17 protein-coding genes are annotated in these 18,080 nt (G+C 60.4%); 7 read left to right on the plus strand and 10 right to left on the minus strand.

Annotation, left to right across the window (positions count from 1 at the left end; genetic code table 11):
* Nucleotides 1-33 precede the first annotated feature (33 nt).
* Nucleotides 34-966 carry a glutathione synthase gene (gshB, locus tag GOX66_RS10540; protein ID WP_170762347.1) on the plus strand — a complete coding sequence of 311 codons (933 nt, stop codon included), beginning with the start codon at nucleotides 34-36 and terminating at the stop codon, nucleotides 964-966.
* Here the strand turns inward: gshB and GOX66_RS10545 are convergent.
* The 4 genes from GOX66_RS10545 to cobU are packed head-to-tail and all read right to left on the minus strand — an operon-like array spanning nucleotide 963 to nucleotide 4,562.
* Entirely contained in the window at nucleotides 963-2,477 is a 1,515-nt protein-coding gene (locus GOX66_RS10545) for a YifB family Mg chelatase-like AAA ATPase (RefSeq protein ID WP_170762349.1), read from the minus strand. The genes gshB and GOX66_RS10545 overlap by 4 nt on opposite strands.
* 45 nt (nucleotides 2,478-2,522) lie before the next feature.
* Nucleotides 2,523-3,407 (minus strand): glutathione S-transferase, encoded by an 885-nt coding sequence (locus GOX66_RS10550; protein WP_170762352.1) that lies wholly within the window; start codon nucleotides 3,405-3,407, stop codon nucleotides 2,523-2,525.
* Nucleotides 3,408-3,465: 58 nt separating this feature from the next.
* Nucleotides 3,466-4,044 carry a histidine phosphatase family protein gene (locus tag GOX66_RS10555; protein WP_170762354.1) on the minus strand — a complete coding sequence of 193 codons (579 nt, stop codon included), beginning with the start codon at nucleotides 4,042-4,044 and terminating at the stop codon, nucleotides 3,466-3,468.
* Complete coding sequence (gene cobU / locus GOX66_RS10560) at nucleotides 4,041-4,562, minus strand: bifunctional adenosylcobinamide kinase/adenosylcobinamide-phosphate guanylyltransferase (protein ID WP_170762356.1); 522 nt, start codon at nucleotides 4,560-4,562, stop codon at nucleotides 4,041-4,043. The genes GOX66_RS10555 and cobU overlap by 4 nt, the downstream gene beginning before the upstream one ends.
* Nucleotides 4,563-4,662: 100 nt before the next feature.
* Between cobU and GOX66_RS10565 the strand changes: the two genes are divergently transcribed.
* From GOX66_RS10565 to GOX66_RS10585, 5 genes are all read left to right on the plus strand, one after another.
* Nucleotides 4,663-5,541 (plus strand): RNA polymerase factor sigma-32, encoded by an 879-nt coding sequence (locus GOX66_RS10565; RefSeq protein ID WP_170762358.1) that lies wholly within the window; start codon nucleotides 4,663-4,665, stop codon nucleotides 5,539-5,541.
* Complete coding sequence (locus GOX66_RS10570) at nucleotides 5,538-6,353, plus strand: ChaN family lipoprotein (RefSeq protein WP_170762360.1); 816 nt, start codon at nucleotides 5,538-5,540, stop codon at nucleotides 6,351-6,353. Before GOX66_RS10565 ends, GOX66_RS10570 begins: the two co-directional genes overlap by 4 nt.
* A 63-nt stretch (nucleotides 6,354-6,416) precedes the next feature.
* Nucleotides 6,417-7,613: a bifunctional phosphopantothenoylcysteine decarboxylase/phosphopantothenate--cysteine ligase CoaBC gene (gene coaBC, locus GOX66_RS10575; protein WP_170762362.1), complete on the plus strand. Its 1,197-nt coding sequence runs from the start codon at nucleotides 6,417-6,419 to the stop codon at nucleotides 7,611-7,613.
* Nucleotides 7,614-7,628: 15 nt separating this feature from the next.
* Nucleotides 7,629-8,084 carry a dUTP diphosphatase gene (gene dut, locus GOX66_RS10580; protein ID WP_170762364.1) on the plus strand — a complete coding sequence of 152 codons (456 nt, stop codon included), beginning with the start codon at nucleotides 7,629-7,631 and terminating at the stop codon, nucleotides 8,082-8,084.
* Entirely contained in the window at nucleotides 8,084-9,142 is a 1,059-nt protein-coding gene (locus GOX66_RS10585; RefSeq protein WP_170762366.1) for a HesA/MoeB/ThiF family protein, read from the plus strand. The genes dut and GOX66_RS10585 overlap by 1 nt, the downstream gene beginning before the upstream one ends.
* A gap of 85 nt (nucleotides 9,143-9,227) precedes the next feature.
* Here the strand turns inward: GOX66_RS10585 and GOX66_RS10590 are convergent, their stop codons facing one another.
* Nucleotides 9,228-10,439 carry a trans-sulfuration enzyme family protein gene (locus tag GOX66_RS10590; RefSeq protein WP_170762368.1) on the minus strand — a complete coding sequence of 404 codons (1,212 nt, stop codon included), beginning with the start codon at nucleotides 10,437-10,439 and terminating at the stop codon, nucleotides 9,228-9,230.
* A gap of 142 nt (nucleotides 10,440-10,581) precedes the next feature.
* On the opposite strand from GOX66_RS10590, the gene GOX66_RS10595 reads away from it, so the two are divergent.
* On the plus strand, nucleotides 10,582-12,597 hold the full coding sequence (locus GOX66_RS10595; RefSeq protein ID WP_170762370.1) for a M3 family metallopeptidase: 2,016 nt from the start codon (nucleotides 10,582-10,584) through the stop codon (nucleotides 12,595-12,597).
* A 4-nt stretch (nucleotides 12,598-12,601) separates the two neighbouring features.
* On the opposite strand, the gene GOX66_RS10600 is transcribed toward GOX66_RS10595, so the two are convergent.
* The 5 genes from GOX66_RS10600 to mreC are packed head-to-tail and all read right to left on the minus strand — an operon-like array spanning nucleotide 12,602 to nucleotide 18,063.
* Entirely contained in the window at nucleotides 12,602-13,534 is a 933-nt protein-coding gene (locus tag GOX66_RS10600; protein WP_170762372.1) for a 2-hydroxyacid dehydrogenase, read from the minus strand.
* A gap of 15 nt (nucleotides 13,535-13,549) precedes the next feature.
* On the minus strand, nucleotides 13,550-14,689 hold the full coding sequence (rodA, locus tag GOX66_RS10605; RefSeq protein ID WP_170762374.1) for a rod shape-determining protein RodA: 1,140 nt from the start codon (nucleotides 14,687-14,689) through the stop codon (nucleotides 13,550-13,552).
* A complete protein-coding gene (mrdA, locus tag GOX66_RS10610; RefSeq protein ID WP_170762377.1) occupies nucleotides 14,686-16,635 on the minus strand; it encodes a penicillin-binding protein 2 in 1,950 nt (649 codons plus the stop codon). Before mrdA ends, rodA begins: the two co-directional genes overlap by 4 nt.
* Complete coding sequence (locus GOX66_RS10615; RefSeq protein ID WP_170762379.1) at nucleotides 16,635-17,168, minus strand: rod shape-determining protein MreD; 534 nt, start codon at nucleotides 17,166-17,168, stop codon at nucleotides 16,635-16,637. The genes mrdA and GOX66_RS10615 overlap by 1 nt, the downstream gene beginning before the upstream one ends.
* Entirely contained in the window at nucleotides 17,161-18,063 is a 903-nt protein-coding gene (gene mreC / locus GOX66_RS10620; protein WP_170762381.1) for a rod shape-determining protein MreC, read from the minus strand. The genes GOX66_RS10615 and mreC overlap by 8 nt, the downstream gene beginning before the upstream one ends.
* Nucleotides 18,064-18,080: the final 17 nt, after the last annotated feature.

The raw sequence follows: 18,080 nt of genomic DNA on the forward strand, positions 1-18,080 counted from the left end.
CCATGTATCTGGCGTGAAACTGAGGGATACGCCATGAAAATCGCCTTTCAGATGGACCCGATCGGGGCCGTGGATATCAATGCCGACAGCTCATTCCGTTTGGCGGAAGAGGCACAGGCGCGCGGGCATACCCTGTTTTTCTACAGCCCGGACCAGTTGGCGTACCAAGAGGGGCGGATCACTGCGCGCGGCCATGACATGAAAGTCCAGCGCGTGGCAGGAAATCCCGCCGAACTGGGTGCTGAGCGTGACGTAGACCTGACCGAATTCGACGTGGTCTGGCTGCGTCAGGACCCGCCGTTCGACATGCATTATATCACGTCGACCCATCTACTGGATCGCCTCAGGGGTCAGGTTTTAGTGGTCAACGATCCATTCTGGGTGCGGAATTATCCTGAAAAACTGCTGGTTCTGGACTTTCCCGGCCTGACCCCGCCCACGACGATTGCGCGGGACTTGCAGACCATCAAGGCCTTCAAGGAAAAACATGGCGACGTCATTCTGAAACCACTCTATGGCAATGGCGGCGCGGGCGTGTTTCGACTGGACGCAAACGATCGAAATCTGACCTCATTGCACGAACTGTTTACCGGGTTTTCGCGAGAGCCGCTGATCGTTCAGAAATTCCTGCCTGATGTCAGCAACGGTGACAAGCGCGTGATCCTTGTGGATGGCGAACCCGTCGGTGCAATCAACCGGGTTCCGGCCAAGGGTGAGACACGCTCGAACATGCATGTAGGCGGACGCCCCGAGAAAATCGGCCTCTCAGATCGCGATCTGGAGATATGCGCGGCGATTGGGCCTCTGCTGAAAGAAAAGGGTCAGATTTTCGTCGGGATCGATGTGATCGGGGACTACCTGACCGAAATCAACGTAACCTCGCCGACCGGTATTCAGGAACTGGAGCGGTTCGACGGTGTGAATATTGCCGAGAAGATCTGGCAGGCGATTGAGGCCAAGTTCTAAGACGCGGCCTTGGCGCTGATGCGAAAGCTCAGCGCTTCGGCCACGTGAGGGCGCCGGACATCTGGTTCGCCGTCCAGATCGGCAATCGTGCGCGCCACCCGAAGAATGCGATGAAAGGCGCGGGCCGATAGGCCAAAGCGCTCAGCGGCCTTCATCAGCAGGTCTTTGCCCTCAGTGTCCGGCGCGGCGATTTCCTCCAGCAAATTGCCCTCGACGTCAGCGTTTTGACGGGTTGAGGGTGTTTCGCGGAACCGATCGGCCTGAATGGCACGGGCCTGTTCGACGCGTGCGGCGACGACGGCAGAACTGTCACCAGATGGCGGCAGGTCCAGATCGGTGAACCCGACCGGAGGCACCTCGATCCGTAAATCGAACCGATCCATCAACGGGCCGGAAATGCGGCCCAGATAATCCTCACCACACACAGGCGCACGGGAACAGGCGCGGGCGGGGTCGGTCAGGTACCCGCATTTGCACGGGTTGGCCGCCGCCACCAGCATGAACCGGCATGGATACTTCACATGGGCGTTGGCGCGGGCGACCATCACTTCACCCGTTTCAATGGGCTGGCGCAGGGTTTCCAGCACGGTGCGCGGGAATTCCGGGAATTCGTCCATGAACAGAACTCCGTTATGGGCCAGCGATATCTCTCCGGGTTTAGCGCCTTTCCCCCCGCCGACGATGGCGGCCATAGAGGCAGTGTGATGAGGTTCGCGAAACGGACGGCTTCGGCTGATGCCGCCTTCGTCCAGCAGTCCACACAGCGATTGAATCATCGACGTTTCCAACGCTTCGGTCGGCGTGAGCGGCGGCAATATTCCGGGTAGCCGTGCCGCAAGCATGGATTTGCCCGAGCCGGGCGTTCCGATCATGATCAGGTGATGGCGACCTGCGGCCGCGATCTCCAGAGCGCGCTTGGCACGTTCCTGCCCTTTGACATCGCGTAGATCGCGCATACTGGGCGCAAGGTTCACCTCACCCGGCTGGGCAGCGGGCAAGGGCGATTGCCCCGAGAAGTGGCGCACCACGTCGCCCAGAGACCCGGCTCCGATCACCTGAGTCGCATCAACCCATGCGGCTTCGGCGCTGGAGGCGCGTGGGCAGAGCAGCGAGCGGTCCTCGGCCGCTGCGGTCATGGCGGCGGGTAGAGCACCGACCACATGCACCAGGGAGCCGTCCAGCGACAATTCGCCCAGCGATACAGCCCCTTCGGCAGCATCCGGCGGGATGATTTCCAATGCCGAGAGCAGCGCGACGGCGATTGGCAGGTCGAAATGACTGCCCTCTTTGGGCAGGTCAGCAGGCGACAGGTTGATTGTGATCCGTTTTGATGGCAGCGCGATGGCCATGGAACTCAGCGCGCTGCGGACACGGTCGCGCGCCTCTGAAACAGCTTTGTCCGGCAGTCCGACGATGGAAAAGGCGGGCAGGCCCGGCGAGACGGCGCATTGCACCTCGACCGGGCGGGCATCTACCCCGTGAAAAGCTACAGTGTGGGCGCGGGCGACCATGAACGACCTTTTTGGTTAACAGGTCGTTGCTGCCACGGTCGCGGTTTAAGAATCGTTAACGCTGCCCATCATTGCGGTGAATTTCGGCCAGGCGTCCGGGTCTGCGACGGTTTTGTCGCGGCAGAACTTGTTGCAGAATCCCCAGCGCTGCCCATTCAGTTCCAGTAAATGGGTGACGGGTTTGCCGGAATAGGGGCAGGTTTCGTTGACTGAGGAGCCGCCCGGCACGGGTCTGGCTGCAGACACGCCTCCCACAGGCCAGGGTACTGACGGTAAATTCAACGGGTATGGAAACGGGTCGTACTGAATGGTCAGCCCCATCGCGCGCCATTGCCGCACCGTCGTATCTGACAGCAGCTGAATACAGTAATCACGATTTGCGTCGGACACGGGCAGGCCATACCCGATGATGCGCGCGGCAACCGGCACATAGAACACGTCAGCAAGCGAATAGTTCCCAAACAGCGGTCCGTAGGCCGCGCCGGACATGTCGCGGGCATGAGCCCACAGAGCCTCGATCCGCCGCAAGTCCGCGTGTGTCTCTGATGAAGGTTCAAACCCCAGCCAACAGTGTTTTAACTGCATCGGGCATTGATCTCGCAAGGCCGAGAATCCTGCCACCATTTCGGCGCAGAGCCACCGTGCGGTTGCGCGGGCGGCCGCGTCCGCAGGCCACAGGGCCGCCTCCGGGTGCAATTCGGCAAGAGTTTCCGCCATGGCCAGGCTTTCTCCGACCACGGTGCCGTCGGGCAGCCGCAGTGCGGGCACAAGGCGCGCCGGGGCCAGCGGCTTCATATCCTCGACCATGGTGCCGGAGTAAAGGCCGATCATATGGGTTCGATAGGGCAGGCCGAACTTTTCCAGCATCAGCCAGCCGCGCATGGACCAGCTGGAAAACAGGCGGTCTCCGATAAACAAATCATAGGTCATGTTTGAACGATTGCGCGCCAGCGCCGTTCAGTAAATCAGTGATTTGTGCGGGGTACCATCACGGGCAGTGATTGATCCGTCCCACGGACCAGCGGTTGCCGTGATGAGTGATGTCCGTGACCGAGAGGTTGTCGATGCGATGGCTGAGCGCCTCCTGAGCATCGACCGCAAGTGCACGTTGCACCTGTGTCAGAATCACGCCGAAATGGGCCACGATGACCAGATCCCGACCTGTATGGTCAGCTATCAACCCGTCGATCACCGCATCGACACGCGCGCGCACATCGTTCCAACTTTCTCCGTCCGGGGGACGCACGTCGCCGGGATTATCCCAATAGGCAAAGACCAGTTCGGGGTCTTCGGCCTCAATCTCATTGAAACCGCGCATTTCCCATGTGCCGAAATTGATCTCGCGCAGGTCGGGATGGTGGGGCAGGCGCCGACGTGCACCTTGTATGGCAGAGGCTGTGTCTGCTGCCCGGGACAGGTCGGACGAGATGACGACTGCGTTTGGCGGCAGGTGGTCGTGCAGGCGGGCGATGGCGGCCTTGTCGCTCAGATCTGCGGGCAGGTCGGACCAGCCGACCATTGTTTTGGCATGTGTCGGCCCATGCCGGACAAGGTGCAGCCGGGTCACGGCAATTGCCCCTTTAGAACCAGCGGTAGCCCGGCGGTGACCTGCACCGCCAGATCGGCCTGTGCGGCCAGCGCGATGTTCAGCTGCCCCTGTGCTTCGCGGAATCGGCGGGACAGGGCATTGTCCGGAACGATCCCGTGTCCGACCTCATTCGAGACGATGACCACCGGCGCCCGGCAAGACTGTAACGCCTGCAACAGCGCGAATTGCGCCTGATCCAGATCGTTTTCGGCCAGCAGATGGTTGGTCAGCCACATGGTTGCGCAATCTATCAGGCAGATATGATCAGGAGTCAGTTCACCCAGGGCGGGACCCAGATCAAAAGGTGCTTCGACGGTCGTCCAACCGTCGCCACGCTGGGTGATATGGCGCTGAACCTTCTGGCGCATCTCATCATCAAACACTTGTGATGTGGCGAAATAAACTCTGTTTTTACCTGATGAAACAACAAGTTGCTCGGAAAATGCCGACTTTCCCGAGGCTGCGCCGCCCAACACAAAGGTTACATCCGGATACACTATAATTACCTTTCAGGTGATCCACCCGGTTTTGTTCTGCGTATCGACCCTAGTTCGGCAAAGCAAGCCCGGCCCGCGCCTGTGAAAAGGGGAGATTTCCATGGCACTGGATAATGCGAAGGATTTTTCGATGTCCCGGCAGGCCATGAAGGCCGAGCTGCTGGACGCGGAAACCGAATTGCAGCTGGCATATGCCTGGCGTGACGAGCGCGATGAGAAGGCGCTGCATCGGCTGATTACGGCCTATATGCGGCTGGCGATTTCGATGGCGGCCAAGTTCAAACGTTACGGCGCGCCGATGAATGACCTGATTCAAGAGGCCGGGTTGGGTCTTATGAAGGCGGCGGATAAGTTCGACCCTGACCGCGGCGTACGCTTTTCGACATATGCCGTCTGGTGGATCAAGGCGAGCATTCAGGACTACGTAATGCGGAATTGGTCGATGGTGCGGACCGGGTCGACATCTTCTCAGAAATCTCTGTTTTTCAACATGCGGCGGGTGCAGGCCCGGCTTGAGCGTGAAGCCGCGACCGAGGGAATGGATCTGGATCGGCATCAGTTGCACCAGATGATCGCCGCCGAAATCGGTGTGCCTTTGCGCGATGTGGAAATGATGGAAGGGCGTTTGTCCGGGTCTGATTTCTCGTTGAACGCTATACAATCCGCGGATGAGGACGGGCGTGAGTGGATCGATGCGCTGGAGGATGAACGCGAACAGGCGGCCGAGACCGTCGAGAACAGCCATGACACCCAGCAGTTGCGCGAATGGTTGCTGACGGCCATGCGGGCTCTGAACGACCGCGAGAGGTTCATCGTGCGGGAACGAAAACTGCGCGAACCGGCCCGAACACTGGAAAGTCTGGGGCAAGAGCTTGGATTGTCCAAGGAACGTGTGCGCCAGCTTGAGGCAGCGGCTTTCGTTAAAATGCGCAAGAACCTTGAAGCTCAATCGCGCGAGGTGCAACACTTCATCGCATGAAACAGCTTGCGATTCTGCTTTGTGCACTTGCGGTTATGACCGGTCCCGGTCGGGCCGACGACCTGATCCGTGATGATGTAATATCTGCGATGAAGTCCGCAGACATCGTTATACTCGGGGAAATCCATGACAACCCACAGCACCATATCGTTCAGGCTGAGGCGTTGAAATCGATCATGCCCTCAGCCGTTGTCTGGGAGATGGTGACAGAGGAGGGCGCTCAGCGTCTTGCGGACAAAGCCGTGTCCGACCCCGAGGAATTGTCCAGAATCCTGCGTTGGCTCGAGTCCGGATGGCCGCCGCTCAGCATGTATTACCCGGTTTTTCAGGCGTCGGACGCGCCGGTTTATGGCGCAATGGTTCCACGTGCAGCAGCGCGCGCCGCGATGGAACGTGGTGCCGCGACAGCGCTGGGAGCCGACGCTGCACGATACGGCCTGACCGTACCATTGCCCGCCGAGGAACAGGCCGCGCGCGAGGCAGATCAACTGGCCGCTCATTGCAACGCAATACCCGAGAGCGCCCTGCCTCAGTTGGTCGCGATCCAGAGATTGCGGGATGCCGTGCTGACCCGATCCATCCTGCGAGCCATGGATGACACCGGAGGGCCGGTCGCAGTCATCACGGGCAATGGCCATGCACGCAAGGACAGAGGCATCCCGTCTTTTCTGTCGCGGCTGCGCCCGGGACTTAAGGTCTATGTGCTGGGGCAGTCCGAGGACGGTATCGTGGCCGGGGAGTTCAACGCCGTGATCGACAGCCCCACAGTGGAACGCGAAGACCCCTGTAAAGCCTTTGAGACACAGAATTAACCGCTGGAACTGTTGGGCAGCCTTGCCTAATGTCGGGGCCTACCGGGACGGGAAGGGCAAAACATGCTGTCATCGAAACGCATTCTGCTGATCATCGGCGGCGGGATCGCAGCCTATAAGTCGCTGGACCTGATCCGGCGTCTCAAGGAGCGCGGCGCTGCCGTGACGCCCGTTCTGACTCGCGCGGCCGAGGAATTTGTGACGCCGCTGTCGGTGGCTGCTCTGGCCGGGGAAAAAGCCTATCGCGATCTGTTCGATCTGACCGATGAGGCCGAGATGGGGCATATTCAGCTGTCCCGCTCGGCGGATCTGATCGTCGTTGCCCCGGCAACCGCTGACCTTATGGGCAAGATGACCGGGGGCTTGGCGAATGATCTGGCCTCGACCCTGCTGATGGCGACAGACACACCAGTTCTGTGTGCTCCTGCAATGAATGTGCGCATGTGGGATCACCCGGCGACCCAGCGCAATCTTAAGCAGTTGCAGGCGGATGGCGTTCGTTTCGTCGGCCCGAATGAGGGCGACATGGCCTGTGGTGAATACGGCCCTGGCCGGATGTCCGAACCGCTGGAAATCGTCGCTGCGATTGAGGCGGAACTGGGTGACGGGCCGCTGAAAGGCAAACGTGTTCTGGTCACCTCCGGTCCGACACATGAACCAATTGATCCGGTGCGTTACATCGCCAACCGGTCTTCCGGCGCGCAGGGCACGGCGGTAGCGCGCGCATTGTCCGCGCTTGGGGCCGAGGTGATCTTTGTGACTGGTCCGGCGGATGTACCACCGCCCGAGGGCGTTCAGGTCGTGCGTGTGGAAACCGCAGAGCAGATGTCCGACGCAGTAGATGCCGCGCTACCCGTCGACGCTGGCGTATTTGCGGCGGCGGTTGCGGATTGGCGGGTGGCCAGTGCGTCTGACAAGAAGCTGAAGAAAAGCCGCGATGGATTGCCTGCACTGGAATTTGCTGAGAACCCGGACATCCTCAAGAGGATTGCGCAGATGAAGGCGGGACGGCCCGCTCTGGTCGTAGGCTTTGCTGCTGAGACCGACAATGTCGTCGACCACGCCACTGCCAAACGGGCGCGTAAAGGCTGCGACTGGATAGTGGCAAATGACGTCAGCCCGGCGACAGGCATCATGGGCGGTTCTGAGAATGCGGTGATCCTGATCTCGGATGACGGCGCCGAGGAATGGCCGCGCATGGGCAAGGATGCCGTGGCCCAGCGTCTGGCGAATAAGATCGCCGGCGCGCTGAAAAACTAATCAAGAGGTACAGTGATGGTTGCAATTCGTGTGATCCGTGAGGAAGGGTCTGATCCTTCGATCACGCTGCCCTCGTACGAGACAACCGGGGCCGCCGGTGCGGACGTGCGGGCGAATTTGCCGGATCGTGTTTCAATCACGCTCGAACCAGGCCAGCGCGCCTTGGTTCCTACCGGTTTGCGGATCGAAATCCCGCACGGGTTCGAGGTGCAGGTACGCCCCCGCTCGGGCCTTGCGTTGAAACATGGCATCACACTGCCCAATACGCCGGGAACGATCGACAGCGATTATCGGGGGCCCTTGGGAGTGATCGTCCTGAACGCCGGCCAGGAAGCGTTCGAGATCACTCATGGCGAGCGCATCGCTCAATTGGTTGTCGCTCCGGTGGTTCAGGCCGCCTTTGAGGCTGTGGATACTTTAAGCAGCACAGACCGTGGCGCGGGTGGTTTCGGCTCGACCGGACGCGGCTGATGCTGCTGGTACTGGTCCTCGCGGCGGCGCTCTGGGGCATCGGTTATATAGCCGGAGTGTCCAGCACCGCGCGCATGACCTCGGTCGGGGTTTTGTTGCTGGGCGTGATCACCGCACAGTTTATCTTACCCGACGGACACCCGTTGCGTGAGGCGACCGGCGGCTCTGCGGCGTTGTGGCTGATATTGGCTGGCACGGCCATTCTGGTTCTGATTTATGGAAGGGTGCTGAAAGCGCTGCGAAGTCGCGCCGCGCCAGCCTCAGCCAAGGAGCCCGCGATGCCGTCCGATCAATTCTCTGAAACCGAGCTCGAGCGTTACGCCCGCCATATCGTTCTGCGCGAGCTGGGCGGCCCGGGTCAGAAAAAGATGAAAAAGGCTCGCGTACTGGTCATTGGTGCCGGTGGACTGGGCGCGCCCGCCCTGCAATATCTGGCCGCCGCCGGGGTTGGTACCATCGGCGTGATCGATGACGATGAGGTTGAAAACGCGAACCTTCAACGGCAGGTAATCCACCGCGATGCCGATATCGGGATGCCCAAGGTTTTTTCGGCGCAACAGGCCATGCAGGCGCAGAACCCCAATGTGGTCGTTCTGCCATACCACCGCCGTCTGACCGAAGAGATCGCCGCGGACCTGTTCGCCGATTTCGATCTGATCCTCGACGGCACTGACAACTTCGAAACCCGTTATTTGACTAACCTCGCGGCGGTGGCTCTGGGCAAACCGCTGATTTCTGGCGCGCTGTCGCAATGGGAAGGTCAGCTAAGCGTCTTTGACCCGGCCAATGGCGCACCCTGCTATCAGTGTATTTTCCCCGAGGCGCCGGCGCCGGGCCTCGCCCCGTCCTGCGCCGAAGCGGGCGTAATAGGCCCGCTCCCCGGGGTTGTGGGTTCGATGATGGCGGTTGAGGCCATCAAGGTGATCACCGGGGCCGGACAGGCCTTGCGCGGCGAAATGCTCATCTACGACGCACTCTATGGTGAAAGCCGCAAGATCACGCTGTCACGGCGCGCTGACTGCCCGATATGCTCTGGGTCTGAAAAATCCCAAAAATAAGCGCAGCCGCCGCGCGCGTCGGCGCGCGGCCCGGCCCAACCCCGCCAAGGGGTATCTTTGATGTGCGCTGCGGTGGCGGGAGAACCTATCCCAGTGCTGCGTCCAGATCGGCAATCAGGTCTTCGGCATCCTCAAGCCCGACTGACAGCCTGAAAATTCCGTCGCCCGCGAAATTGCGATAATCCTCAAGCTGTGCGCCTTGCAGTTTGAATGACGTTTCCATCAATCCCTCGGTCCCCATCCAGAAAACCAGGCTGCGGTGATGCCCCAGTGAGACCGCATAGTGAATGACATTCAGCCGTTCGATCATCTGCTGCGCGATGCGCTCGCCGTCCGCCGCGCTGCCGACCTGAAATGAAATCATCCCCGACATGTTCGACATCTGCCGCTTTGCCAATTCCACCTGCGGATGCGAGGCCAGTCCGGGGTAAATGACACGGGACACCCGCGGATCGGCCTCCAACCATTCCGCAACCGCCGTTGCACCCGCCTCATGCGCCTTCATCCGCAGCGGTAGTGTCGAGGCCCCGCGCGCTATCAGCCATGCGTTGAAGGGCGACAATATCCCGCCATGATGAATGCCGGCTTCAGCACGCATTTTCGAGATCAGATACGCCGACCCTGCAACGGCGCCTCCAATGGCGTCGCCATGACCACCGATGTATTTCGTGATCGAATGCATCGTAAGATCGACGCCCAGAGCGACGGTATCCAAACCTAGGGGCGAGGCAAAAGTCGCATCGCAGCTCAGCAATGCGCCAGCCTGCCGTGCCAGTTTGGAAATCTCAACCAGATCCGTCAGCCGGTTGATCGGGTTTACCGGAGTCTCCGTGTGGATCAGCCGGGTGTTCGGCCGGATCGCCGCAGTCACCACCGCAAGATCGGACATGTTCACCGGCGATACCTCAATACCCATCCGGGGCAGGGTTTCGCGTGCCAATTCCGCGACACCGGCATAGGATACATCCGATACGATCAGGTGATCCCCGGCGGACAGAAAAGTGAAGAAGATGGCCGAAGCCGCTGCCATGCCGGAAGCCGTGGCAAGACACGCTTCGGTTCCCTGCAACGCCGCGATTTTGGCTTCCAGTCCGGCGACGGTCGGATTGGCCCAACGGGAGTAGACATAAGGGCTGTCTGGCGTCAGGTCATGGGCGGAAAACCCCGCCAGATCATCGGTGACGTAGGTCGAACTCACATGGATCGGTGGCGCCGACGCGTTGGTGGAGGCATCTGGTGGATCGCCCGCGTGGATAGCCGTCGTCATGATCCCGGCAGATCGGTTCGTTTTGCTCATGTCCTGTCTCCTTCTCACCGAGACCGTGCGCGCGGCATGAAGTTGGCGCAAGGGGAATTGGCGCGGAAAGTGAAATATCGATGGCGTGGCCTCTGGACCATTGCACCCCGCCTAAATAGCTTGGCGGGCAAAGGAGATCTGCATGACCAACCCGATCCTGTCCGACTGGACCACGCCTTTCGAAATTGCGCCTTTCGCCGAGATCTCGGATGATGATTTCTCACCTGCGCTGGAGCAGGCCATGCAGGCTCACAACGCCCAGATCGATGCAATAGCGACCAACCCGGAGGCGCCTACATTTGCCAACACCGTCGAGGCGCTCGAAGCGGCAGGAGAGCAACTGGATAAGGTGTTGTCGGTCTTTTTCACGGTTGCGGGCGCGGATAGCAACCCGGAGCGCGAAGAACTGCAACGGGCGTTCTCTCCCAAATTGTCGGCGCATTTCTCGGGTATTTCGTCGAACAAGGCTTTGTTCCAGCGGGTGGCCGATCTGTGGGCGCGAAAAGACGAGCTGGATCTGACCGACGAACAGGCCCGCGTGTTAATGCTGACCCATCGCGGATTTGTCCGCGCCGGCGCGGATCTGCAGGGCGACGAGGATGCCCGGATGCGGGACATTAAGGCGCGTCTGGCCTCATTGGGCACGTCATTCACGCAGAATCTGCTGGCCGATGAACGGGACTGGTACATGGATTTGTCCGAGGACGATCTGGAGGGTCTTCCGGATTTCGTCGTGGCATCTGCACGGGCGGCAGGGCAGGAAAAAGGGGCGGATGGTCCGGTTGTAACGCTGTCACGTTCGCTGATCGTACCGTTCCTGCAGTTTTCTCCCCGCCGCGATCTGCGGGAAAAGGCTTATCAGGCGTGGACTGCACGTGGCGCCAATGGCGGGGAAACCGACAATCGCCAGATCGCCACTGATATCCTGACCCTGCGTGAAGAACGGGCGAAGCTGCTGGGTTATAACAGCTTTGCTGACTACAAGCTGGAAACCGAGATGGCCGGGACGCCCGAACGGGTGCGCGACCTGCTGATGCAAGTCTGGGACCCCGCCAAGGCGCGCGCTGACGCGGATGCCGAAATCCTGACCCGGATGATGCAGGAGGACGGTATCAACGGCCCGCTCGAGGCATGGGACTGGCGCTACTACGCCGAGAAACGCCACAAGGCCGAGCATGATCTGGATGAGGTCTCACTGAAGCCCTACCTGCAACTGGATCGAATGATCGAGGCCGCTTTTGCCTGCGCCAATAGGCTGTTCGGGCTGGAGTTTGCACCGTTGGACGTGCCGCTCTATCACCCCGACTGTCGGGCGTGGGAGGTGACGCGCAACGGGCAGCACATTGCGGTGTTCATCGGGGATTACTTTGCACGTGGTTCCAAGCGGTCGGGCGCATGGTGCAGCGCTATGCGGTCGCAGGCGAAGTTCCCAAAGGCGCAGGCTCCGGTCGTAATCAATGTCTGCAACTTTGCCAAAGGCGACCCGGCGCTGCTGTCTTATGACGACGCGCGGACCCTGTTTCACGAATTTGGTCACGCTCTGCACCAGATGCTGTCTGACGTGACCTATGAAAGCATCTCAGGCACCAGCGTCGCACGCGATTTCGTGGAACTGCCGAGCCAGCTTTATGAGCATTGGCTGGAAGTACCCGAGGTTCTGGCCGAATTTGCCACCCATACGGAAACCGGCGAACCGATGCCGCAGGAGATGCTGGAGAAGGTGCTGAAAGCCGCCAATTTCGATCAGGGGTTTCAGACGGTGGAGTACGTCGCCTCGGCGCTGGTCGATCTGGCGTTTCACGAGGGCGCGGCTCCGGCCGATCCAATGGCGAAGCAGGCCGAGGTTTTAGCGGAAATCGGGATGCCGCAGGCCATCGGCATGCGCCACGCCACGCCGCATTTCGCGCATGTGTTTGCGGGTGACGGCTATAGCTCGGGCTATTACAGCTACATGTGGTCGGAAGTCATGGATGCCGATGCCTTTGCCGCGTTCGAAGAAGCGGGTGGGCCCTTTGATCTCGAACGCGCCAAGGCGCTGGAAAAGAATATCCTGTCCACCGGCGGCTCGCGCGAGGCCGAGGAGCTGTATCTGGCGTTTCGTGGCCGCTTGCCGGGGGTCGAGGCTCTGCTAAAAGGGCGCGGGCTGATCGCGGCCTAAGGGTTCAGTAACCCAGCGACCGATCGACGAGGTGCAGGAAGGGCTCGTCCGCCTCACCTCTGCGGACGTTTTCGCAGATTACTTGCGCTGCGGTGGTGGGCCGGGTTTCCGATGCGATATGCGGGGTCACCGTCACGTTGGGATGCGCCCAATAGGGGTGGTCCGCAGGCAGTGGTTCCACCCGGAATACGTCCAGCGTAGCGTGACCGATCTGGCCCTTGTTTAGTGCCGCCAGCAGCGCATCGTCATCGATCAGCGGCCCGCGACCAGGGTTGATAATGCACGCGCCTTTGGGCAGCAGGTCCAGAGTTTCGGCATTCAGGATATGCTCGGTCGCAGGTGTGTCCGGCAGCAGCAGAACTACGATCTCGGACCGTGAAAGCGCCGCACGCTGTCCGTCCTCACCATGCAGACAAGTTATTCCGGGGATGTCTTTGGCCGTGCGACTCCAGCCGGTCACGTCAAAACCCAATGAAGCCAGCGCACGGGCGCAGGCCTCGCCCAACGCGCCCAATCCAAGCACGCAGACCTGACGTTCAGGCGCGAGTGGCGGGGCATCAGGGGTCCAGATCCCGTCCTGAACGGTGATGTGCCGGTCCATCCCCAGGTGATAGCGCAGCACGTGGCCCACCACCCATTCCGTCATGCCCTGCGTCAACCCGTGATCCACCATCCGCGCCAGCGGAACGGTCAGTGTCTCATTGTCTGCGATGCTTTCGACCCCGGCCCAGAGGCTGAGAACAGCCTTCAACCGCGTGTAGGGGGTGAAATCCAGCAGACCGCCATTCGGGGCATAGACAACGTAATCGACCTGATCCGGGTCGAATTCGGTGCCCAGGCGGAACTCCAGTCCGGCCTTAGTTAGTCCCTTGGTCAGCAAAGGTTCGTACACGGGCCACAATGCGGGACGCGCGGAAAACAGGACGGTCACGGTCATGAGGGGCCTTTCAGATCAGCGGGGGCGGTGGATATGGGCGCTCTGGACGATGCCGAAGGCAGCCATCAGGACCAGCATGGCCGAGCCGCCATAGCTGACCATAGGCAGTGGTACACCCACAACCGGCGCCAAGCCCATGACCATCGACATGTTGACGGCAAAAAACAGGAAGAAGTTCAGCGCGATGCCCAGCGTGACCAGCGACGAGAACCTGTCCTTGGTCGACAGCGCCGTAACCAGACAGAAAATCAGGATCAGGCCGTACAGAGTCAGCAGAGTGATGCCCCCGACAAACCCGAATTCTTCAGCCAGCGTGGTAAAAATGAAGTCGGTGTGTTTTTCCGGCAGGAAGTTCAGACGTGATTGGGTGCCCTGCATGAACCCGCGCCCGTTCCAGCCTCCGGACCCCAGCGCGATCTTGGACTGAGTGATGTGATACCCGGCCCCCAACGGCTCGGTTGAGGGGTCCAGAAACGTATCAATCCGCTTAAACTGGTAGTCCTTGAGCAACTGCCAGTCAGTTCCGCGGCTTTTAAAAACAGCCGCAATCAAGCCTACCACTGCCGCGATAACAGCGGCGAAATAGGCCCAGTGAACCCCGGCCAGGAACATCAGCCCTCCGCCCGCCGCCAACAGCAGGATCGAGGTGCCAAGATCGGGTTGTTTCAAAACAAAGAATGTGGGGATCAGGATCAGGACAACCGGGATCAAAACCCAAAGCGGGCGCGAGGTTTTATGAGACGGCAGCCAGTCGTAATAGGCGGCCAGAACCATAACCAGCGCGACCTTCATGACTTCGGATGGCTGAAGACGCATGAAGCCAAGATCTATCCAGCGCTGGGCGCCCATGCCGACGGTGCCGAAAAGTTCCACAAAGATCAAAAGCACGATCGAGCCGAGATAGGCCACGACCGACATGTTGCGCCAGAACCAGATCGGCACCAGCGCGATGATGAACATGACTATCAGACCCAGTCCGAACCGCTCCAACTGCGGTTCGGCCCATGGGGTCCACGATCCGCCCGCCACGGAATACAGCATCAGGAAGCCGGCGCTTGCGACGCTGATAAGCAGCAAAGTCAGGGGCCAGTTCATATACAGAAACTTGCGGAATCCCGAGGGCGTGGATTTGACAGCGTATTCAAGATAGCTCATGCGCGGTCCTTCTCGGTCGGACGCGCTTTGGGGCGGCGGTCGCCCTCAAGCCGTTTTTGCTGCTCTTTAATGCGATCACGGTCGGCAACCGGGTAGGCCTCAAGCGGCGGCGTTCCGTTGTAGAGCGCCTGCAACATGATATCCCGCGCGACGGGGGCGGCTGCCTTTGATCCACCGCCTCCGTGTTCCACCACAACGGCCACGGCATACTTTGGGTTGTCGTAAGGGGCAAAGCTGACGAACAGCGCGTGGTCGCGGCGTTCCCAGGGCAGGTCTTCGTTGCGGATCACACCGGCCGCGCGTTCGGCCTTGGTGATGTTGCGCACCTGGCTGGTTCCGGTTTTTCCAGCCATGCGGAAATCTTCGGCGATGATGCGGCTGCGATACGCTGTGCCGCCCCGGTCGTTCGAGACCGAGAACATCGCTTTGCGCACCATTTCCAAGTTGTTCGGATTGACCGCCAGTGGCTCCCCTGCGCCCGAGGGCTGTTCGATGCCGTTCACCGCCCGCACCAAGCGCGGTTTCACTGCGCGGCCCGTCGCAATCCGGGCGGACATAACTGCAAGTTGCAAGGGTGAGGCCAGCATGAACCCCTGTCCAATCGAAGCATTCGCCGTGTCGCCCACCAGCCAGCTCTGCCCGTGAACCCGTTCTTTCCATTCCTGGTTGGGTGCCAGCCCCGCTGCAACTGCGGACATGGGGATATCATGCTTAACGCCCAGTCCGAAAATGCGCGCCATGTCTGAGATATTGTCGATACCTGTGCGCAATGCCACGTCGTAGTAATATACATCGCAACTGCGTTTCAGCGACAAGCCAAGGTCTACGGTCCCATGCCCGCCGCGTTTCCAGCAGTGGAATCGGCGGCTGCCGACTTTCAGGTGGCCGGGGCAGTAAACGGTGTTGCCGGGCCCGATCACTCCGGCCTCCAGCGCGGCCATGGCGGTGATCATCTTGAAGGTCGAGCCGGGCGGATAGGTACCCTGTACAGTCTTGTTTGCCAGAGGGCGGTAATTGTCTTGCGTCAGCGTTCGGTAATCCGCGACCGAGATCCCACGGACAAACAGGTTAGGGTCGAAACTGGGGGCGGAACTGATAGCGCGAATATCCCCGGATTCGCAGTCGATCACGACAGCCGCAGCACTCTCCCCGGCCAGCCGGGCCTGCGCGTACTGCTGGAGATCCGCATCGACCGACAATTGCAGATCGGCCCCGGCCTCACCTTCCTGTCGGTCCAGTTCGCGCATCACCCGGCCGGTGGCATTGACCTCGACCCGTTTGGCCCCGGCCTTGCCGCGCAATGAGATTTCCTGTTTGGCCTCCAGCCCGACCTTGCCGATCTGGAACCGGGGGATGCGCAGGACAGGCTCGGGGTCTTCGATCTGGCTGAGGTCGTAGTCGCTGACTGGACCGACATAGCCGACCACGTGGGCAAAATCCTCGTAACGGGGATATTGCCGGGTTTGACCTACCTCGGGGATAATGCCGGGAAGGGCCGGAGCGTTGACAGCGACTTTCGAGATATCCTCCCACGTGACCTGATCGGCCAGGGTGACCGGTAAAAATGGCGCAGAACGCCTCATTTCGGATTTGGCGCGCTCGATCTCATCCTCGGTCAGCGGGATCAGTTCGGACAGTTTGGCGATGACCTTGTCGATATCTCCGGCATCCTCGCGCACCATGACGATCCGGTAAGAAGGTGAGTTCTGCCCGATTATTTCACCGTTGCGGTCATAAACCCGACCGCGGGTCGGTGGTATAAGGCGGATGTTGATCCGGTTTTCTTCAGCTAACAGCCTGTATTCATCGGCCTGATCCACCTGCATGAACCGCATCCTCGCGGCCAACCCTCCGACAAAGGCGGCCTGCAGCCCGCCCAGAATAAGTGCTCTGCGCGGCAGGCGTTTGTAGGCAAGGCCCTGAGTTTTTGGTGTGCGCTGTTTCATTATCGCGCTCCCAATGTACTGGTTTCAGTGGGCGATACGCGCCGCACTCCGAATCCGTTCCGGCTGAGCCAAACGATCAGGGGATAAACCGCTATTGTCAGAACCACTTGTATCACCACGGGTCCCAGTGCTGCCTGCTGTACGGAAAGAATAGCAAGAATGACGCGGTTCAGAACAAAAACTGCCGTGATCACGACGGCGACGGATGTCCATTCGCTTATAAAGCCTGAATCCCGCATACCCAGACTCGCCGACCGCAGATAGGCCGCGCCCAGAACGACTAGAGCCGCCATCAGGCCGGGCGGTCGTTGCAACAACAGGTCGGACATTAGCATGACAAAGGCAATTAAAAGGGTCGGCACATATTCCGGGCGCCGCAGAATCCAGGCGAATGTCACAACGATCAGAATATCCGGAAAGGGCCAACGATCTGGCTGCGAATCCAATGGCAGCAAATGAAGAAACATGATCAGAGCCGCCAGAAACAGGTACAGACCGCGCTTGGTCCATAGCTGTGATACCTGGCTATCCATCGCCGACCTCCGTCGGGGTCAATGCGGCGGCGGGCTGTTTGGGTCCGACAATGCCACCCGGGTCCTGTATGGCGGGCGCCGACTGATAGCGCAGCACCCTGAGGAATTCGAGCCGTTCAAAATCCGCCGACAGGCGCACCCGCAAGCGGCCACCGGGATCAGCTGTGATCTGACCGATCAGCAGGCCGGCGGGGAACACACCACCATCGCCCGAAGTGACAACTCGGTCGCCGGGGCGCACCAGCTCGCGGTTTTCCAGAAACTCCACCACCGGGGCAGGGGTATTATCCCCCGCAATCAGAGCGGTTTGACCCGAAGGCTGAATGGTTGCCGGGATCGCGCTGGACGCATCTGTCATCAGGATCACGCGCGCTGTATCCGGCCCCACACCCGAGATGCGCCCGACAACGCCGATCCCGTCCATGGTGGCCCATCCATCTGTAATTCCGTCACGCTCACCCACATTCAACAGAACCGACTGGCGGAAGGGTGAACCGCTGTCGGCCATGACGACACCGGTAATATAGGTCAGGCGCGGGTCAAGGCGCACATTGTTCAGATCCAGCAGCCGGGCGTTTTCCTGCTCCAGCTGCAGCGCGGCTTCCTTCCAAGCCCGCATCAGGCGCAGTTCGCTGCGCAATTCCTGGTTCTGTTCGCTCAGGCGCTGATAGCTTTGAAAATCGCGCACCAAATTGACGACGGCTGTGACCGGCACCATGGCCCATTCCATCGAAGGAACAACCCGGTCTACTACTTGCGCGCGGAACCGTTCGACGCGCGGGCTGTCGATGCGCCAGACCAGAAAGATCGCCAGCAGGCACAGAACAACGATCCCCAACAGCAGGCGGCGTAAGGGGGTAGTGTATTCGTCGCGCTGTGATCGGTCCTTTGCCACAGGACTCCTTCCCGTGC

The sequence above is a fragment of the Ruegeria lacuscaerulensis genome (assembly GCF_013031245.1).
Classification (GTDB): Bacteria; Pseudomonadota; Alphaproteobacteria; order Rhodobacterales; family Rhodobacteraceae; genus Ruegeria; species Ruegeria lacuscaerulensis_C.

Bases quoted from the DNA above. Each gene is read 5' to 3' on its own strand.
- GOX66_RS10545 (WP_170762349.1), bottom strand. From the start codon at position 2,477: ATGGTCGCCCGCGCCCACACTGTAGCTTTTCACGGGGTAGATGCCCGC.
- rodA (WP_170762374.1), bottom strand. From the start codon at position 14,689: ATGAGCTATCTTGAATACGCTGTCAAATCCACGCCCTCGGGATTCCGC.
- GOX66_RS10615 (WP_170762379.1), bottom strand. From the start codon at position 17,168: ATGGATAGCCAGGTATCACAGCTATGGACCAAGCGCGGTCTGTACCTG.
- mrdA (WP_170762377.1), bottom strand. From the start codon at position 16,635: ATGAAACAGCGCACACCAAAAACTCAGGGCCTTGCCTACAAACGCCTG.
- GOX66_RS10565 (WP_170762358.1), top strand. From the start codon at position 4,663: ATGGCACTGGATAATGCGAAGGATTTTTCGATGTCCCGGCAGGCCATG.
- gshB (WP_170762347.1), top strand. From the start codon at position 34: ATGAAAATCGCCTTTCAGATGGACCCGATCGGGGCCGTGGATATCAAT.
- GOX66_RS10590 (WP_170762368.1), bottom strand. From the start codon at position 10,439: ATGAGCAAAACGAACCGATCTGCCGGGATCATGACGACGGCTATCCAC.
- dut (WP_170762364.1), top strand. From the start codon at position 7,629: ATGGTTGCAATTCGTGTGATCCGTGAGGAAGGGTCTGATCCTTCGATC.
- GOX66_RS10570 (WP_170762360.1), top strand. From the start codon at position 5,538: ATGAAACAGCTTGCGATTCTGCTTTGTGCACTTGCGGTTATGACCGGT.
- GOX66_RS10600 (WP_170762372.1), bottom strand. From the start codon at position 13,534: ATGACCGTGACCGTCCTGTTTTCCGCGCGTCCCGCATTGTGGCCCGTG.
- GOX66_RS10595 (WP_170762370.1), top strand. From the start codon at position 10,582: ATGACCAACCCGATCCTGTCCGACTGGACCACGCCTTTCGAAATTGCG.
- GOX66_RS10550 (WP_170762352.1), bottom strand. From the start codon at position 3,407: ATGACCTATGATTTGTTTATCGGAGACCGCCTGTTTTCCAGCTGGTCC.
- coaBC (WP_170762362.1), top strand. From the start codon at position 6,417: ATGCTGTCATCGAAACGCATTCTGCTGATCATCGGCGGCGGGATCGCA.
- GOX66_RS10585 (WP_170762366.1), top strand. From the start codon at position 8,084: ATGCTGCTGGTACTGGTCCTCGCGGCGGCGCTCTGGGGCATCGGTTAT.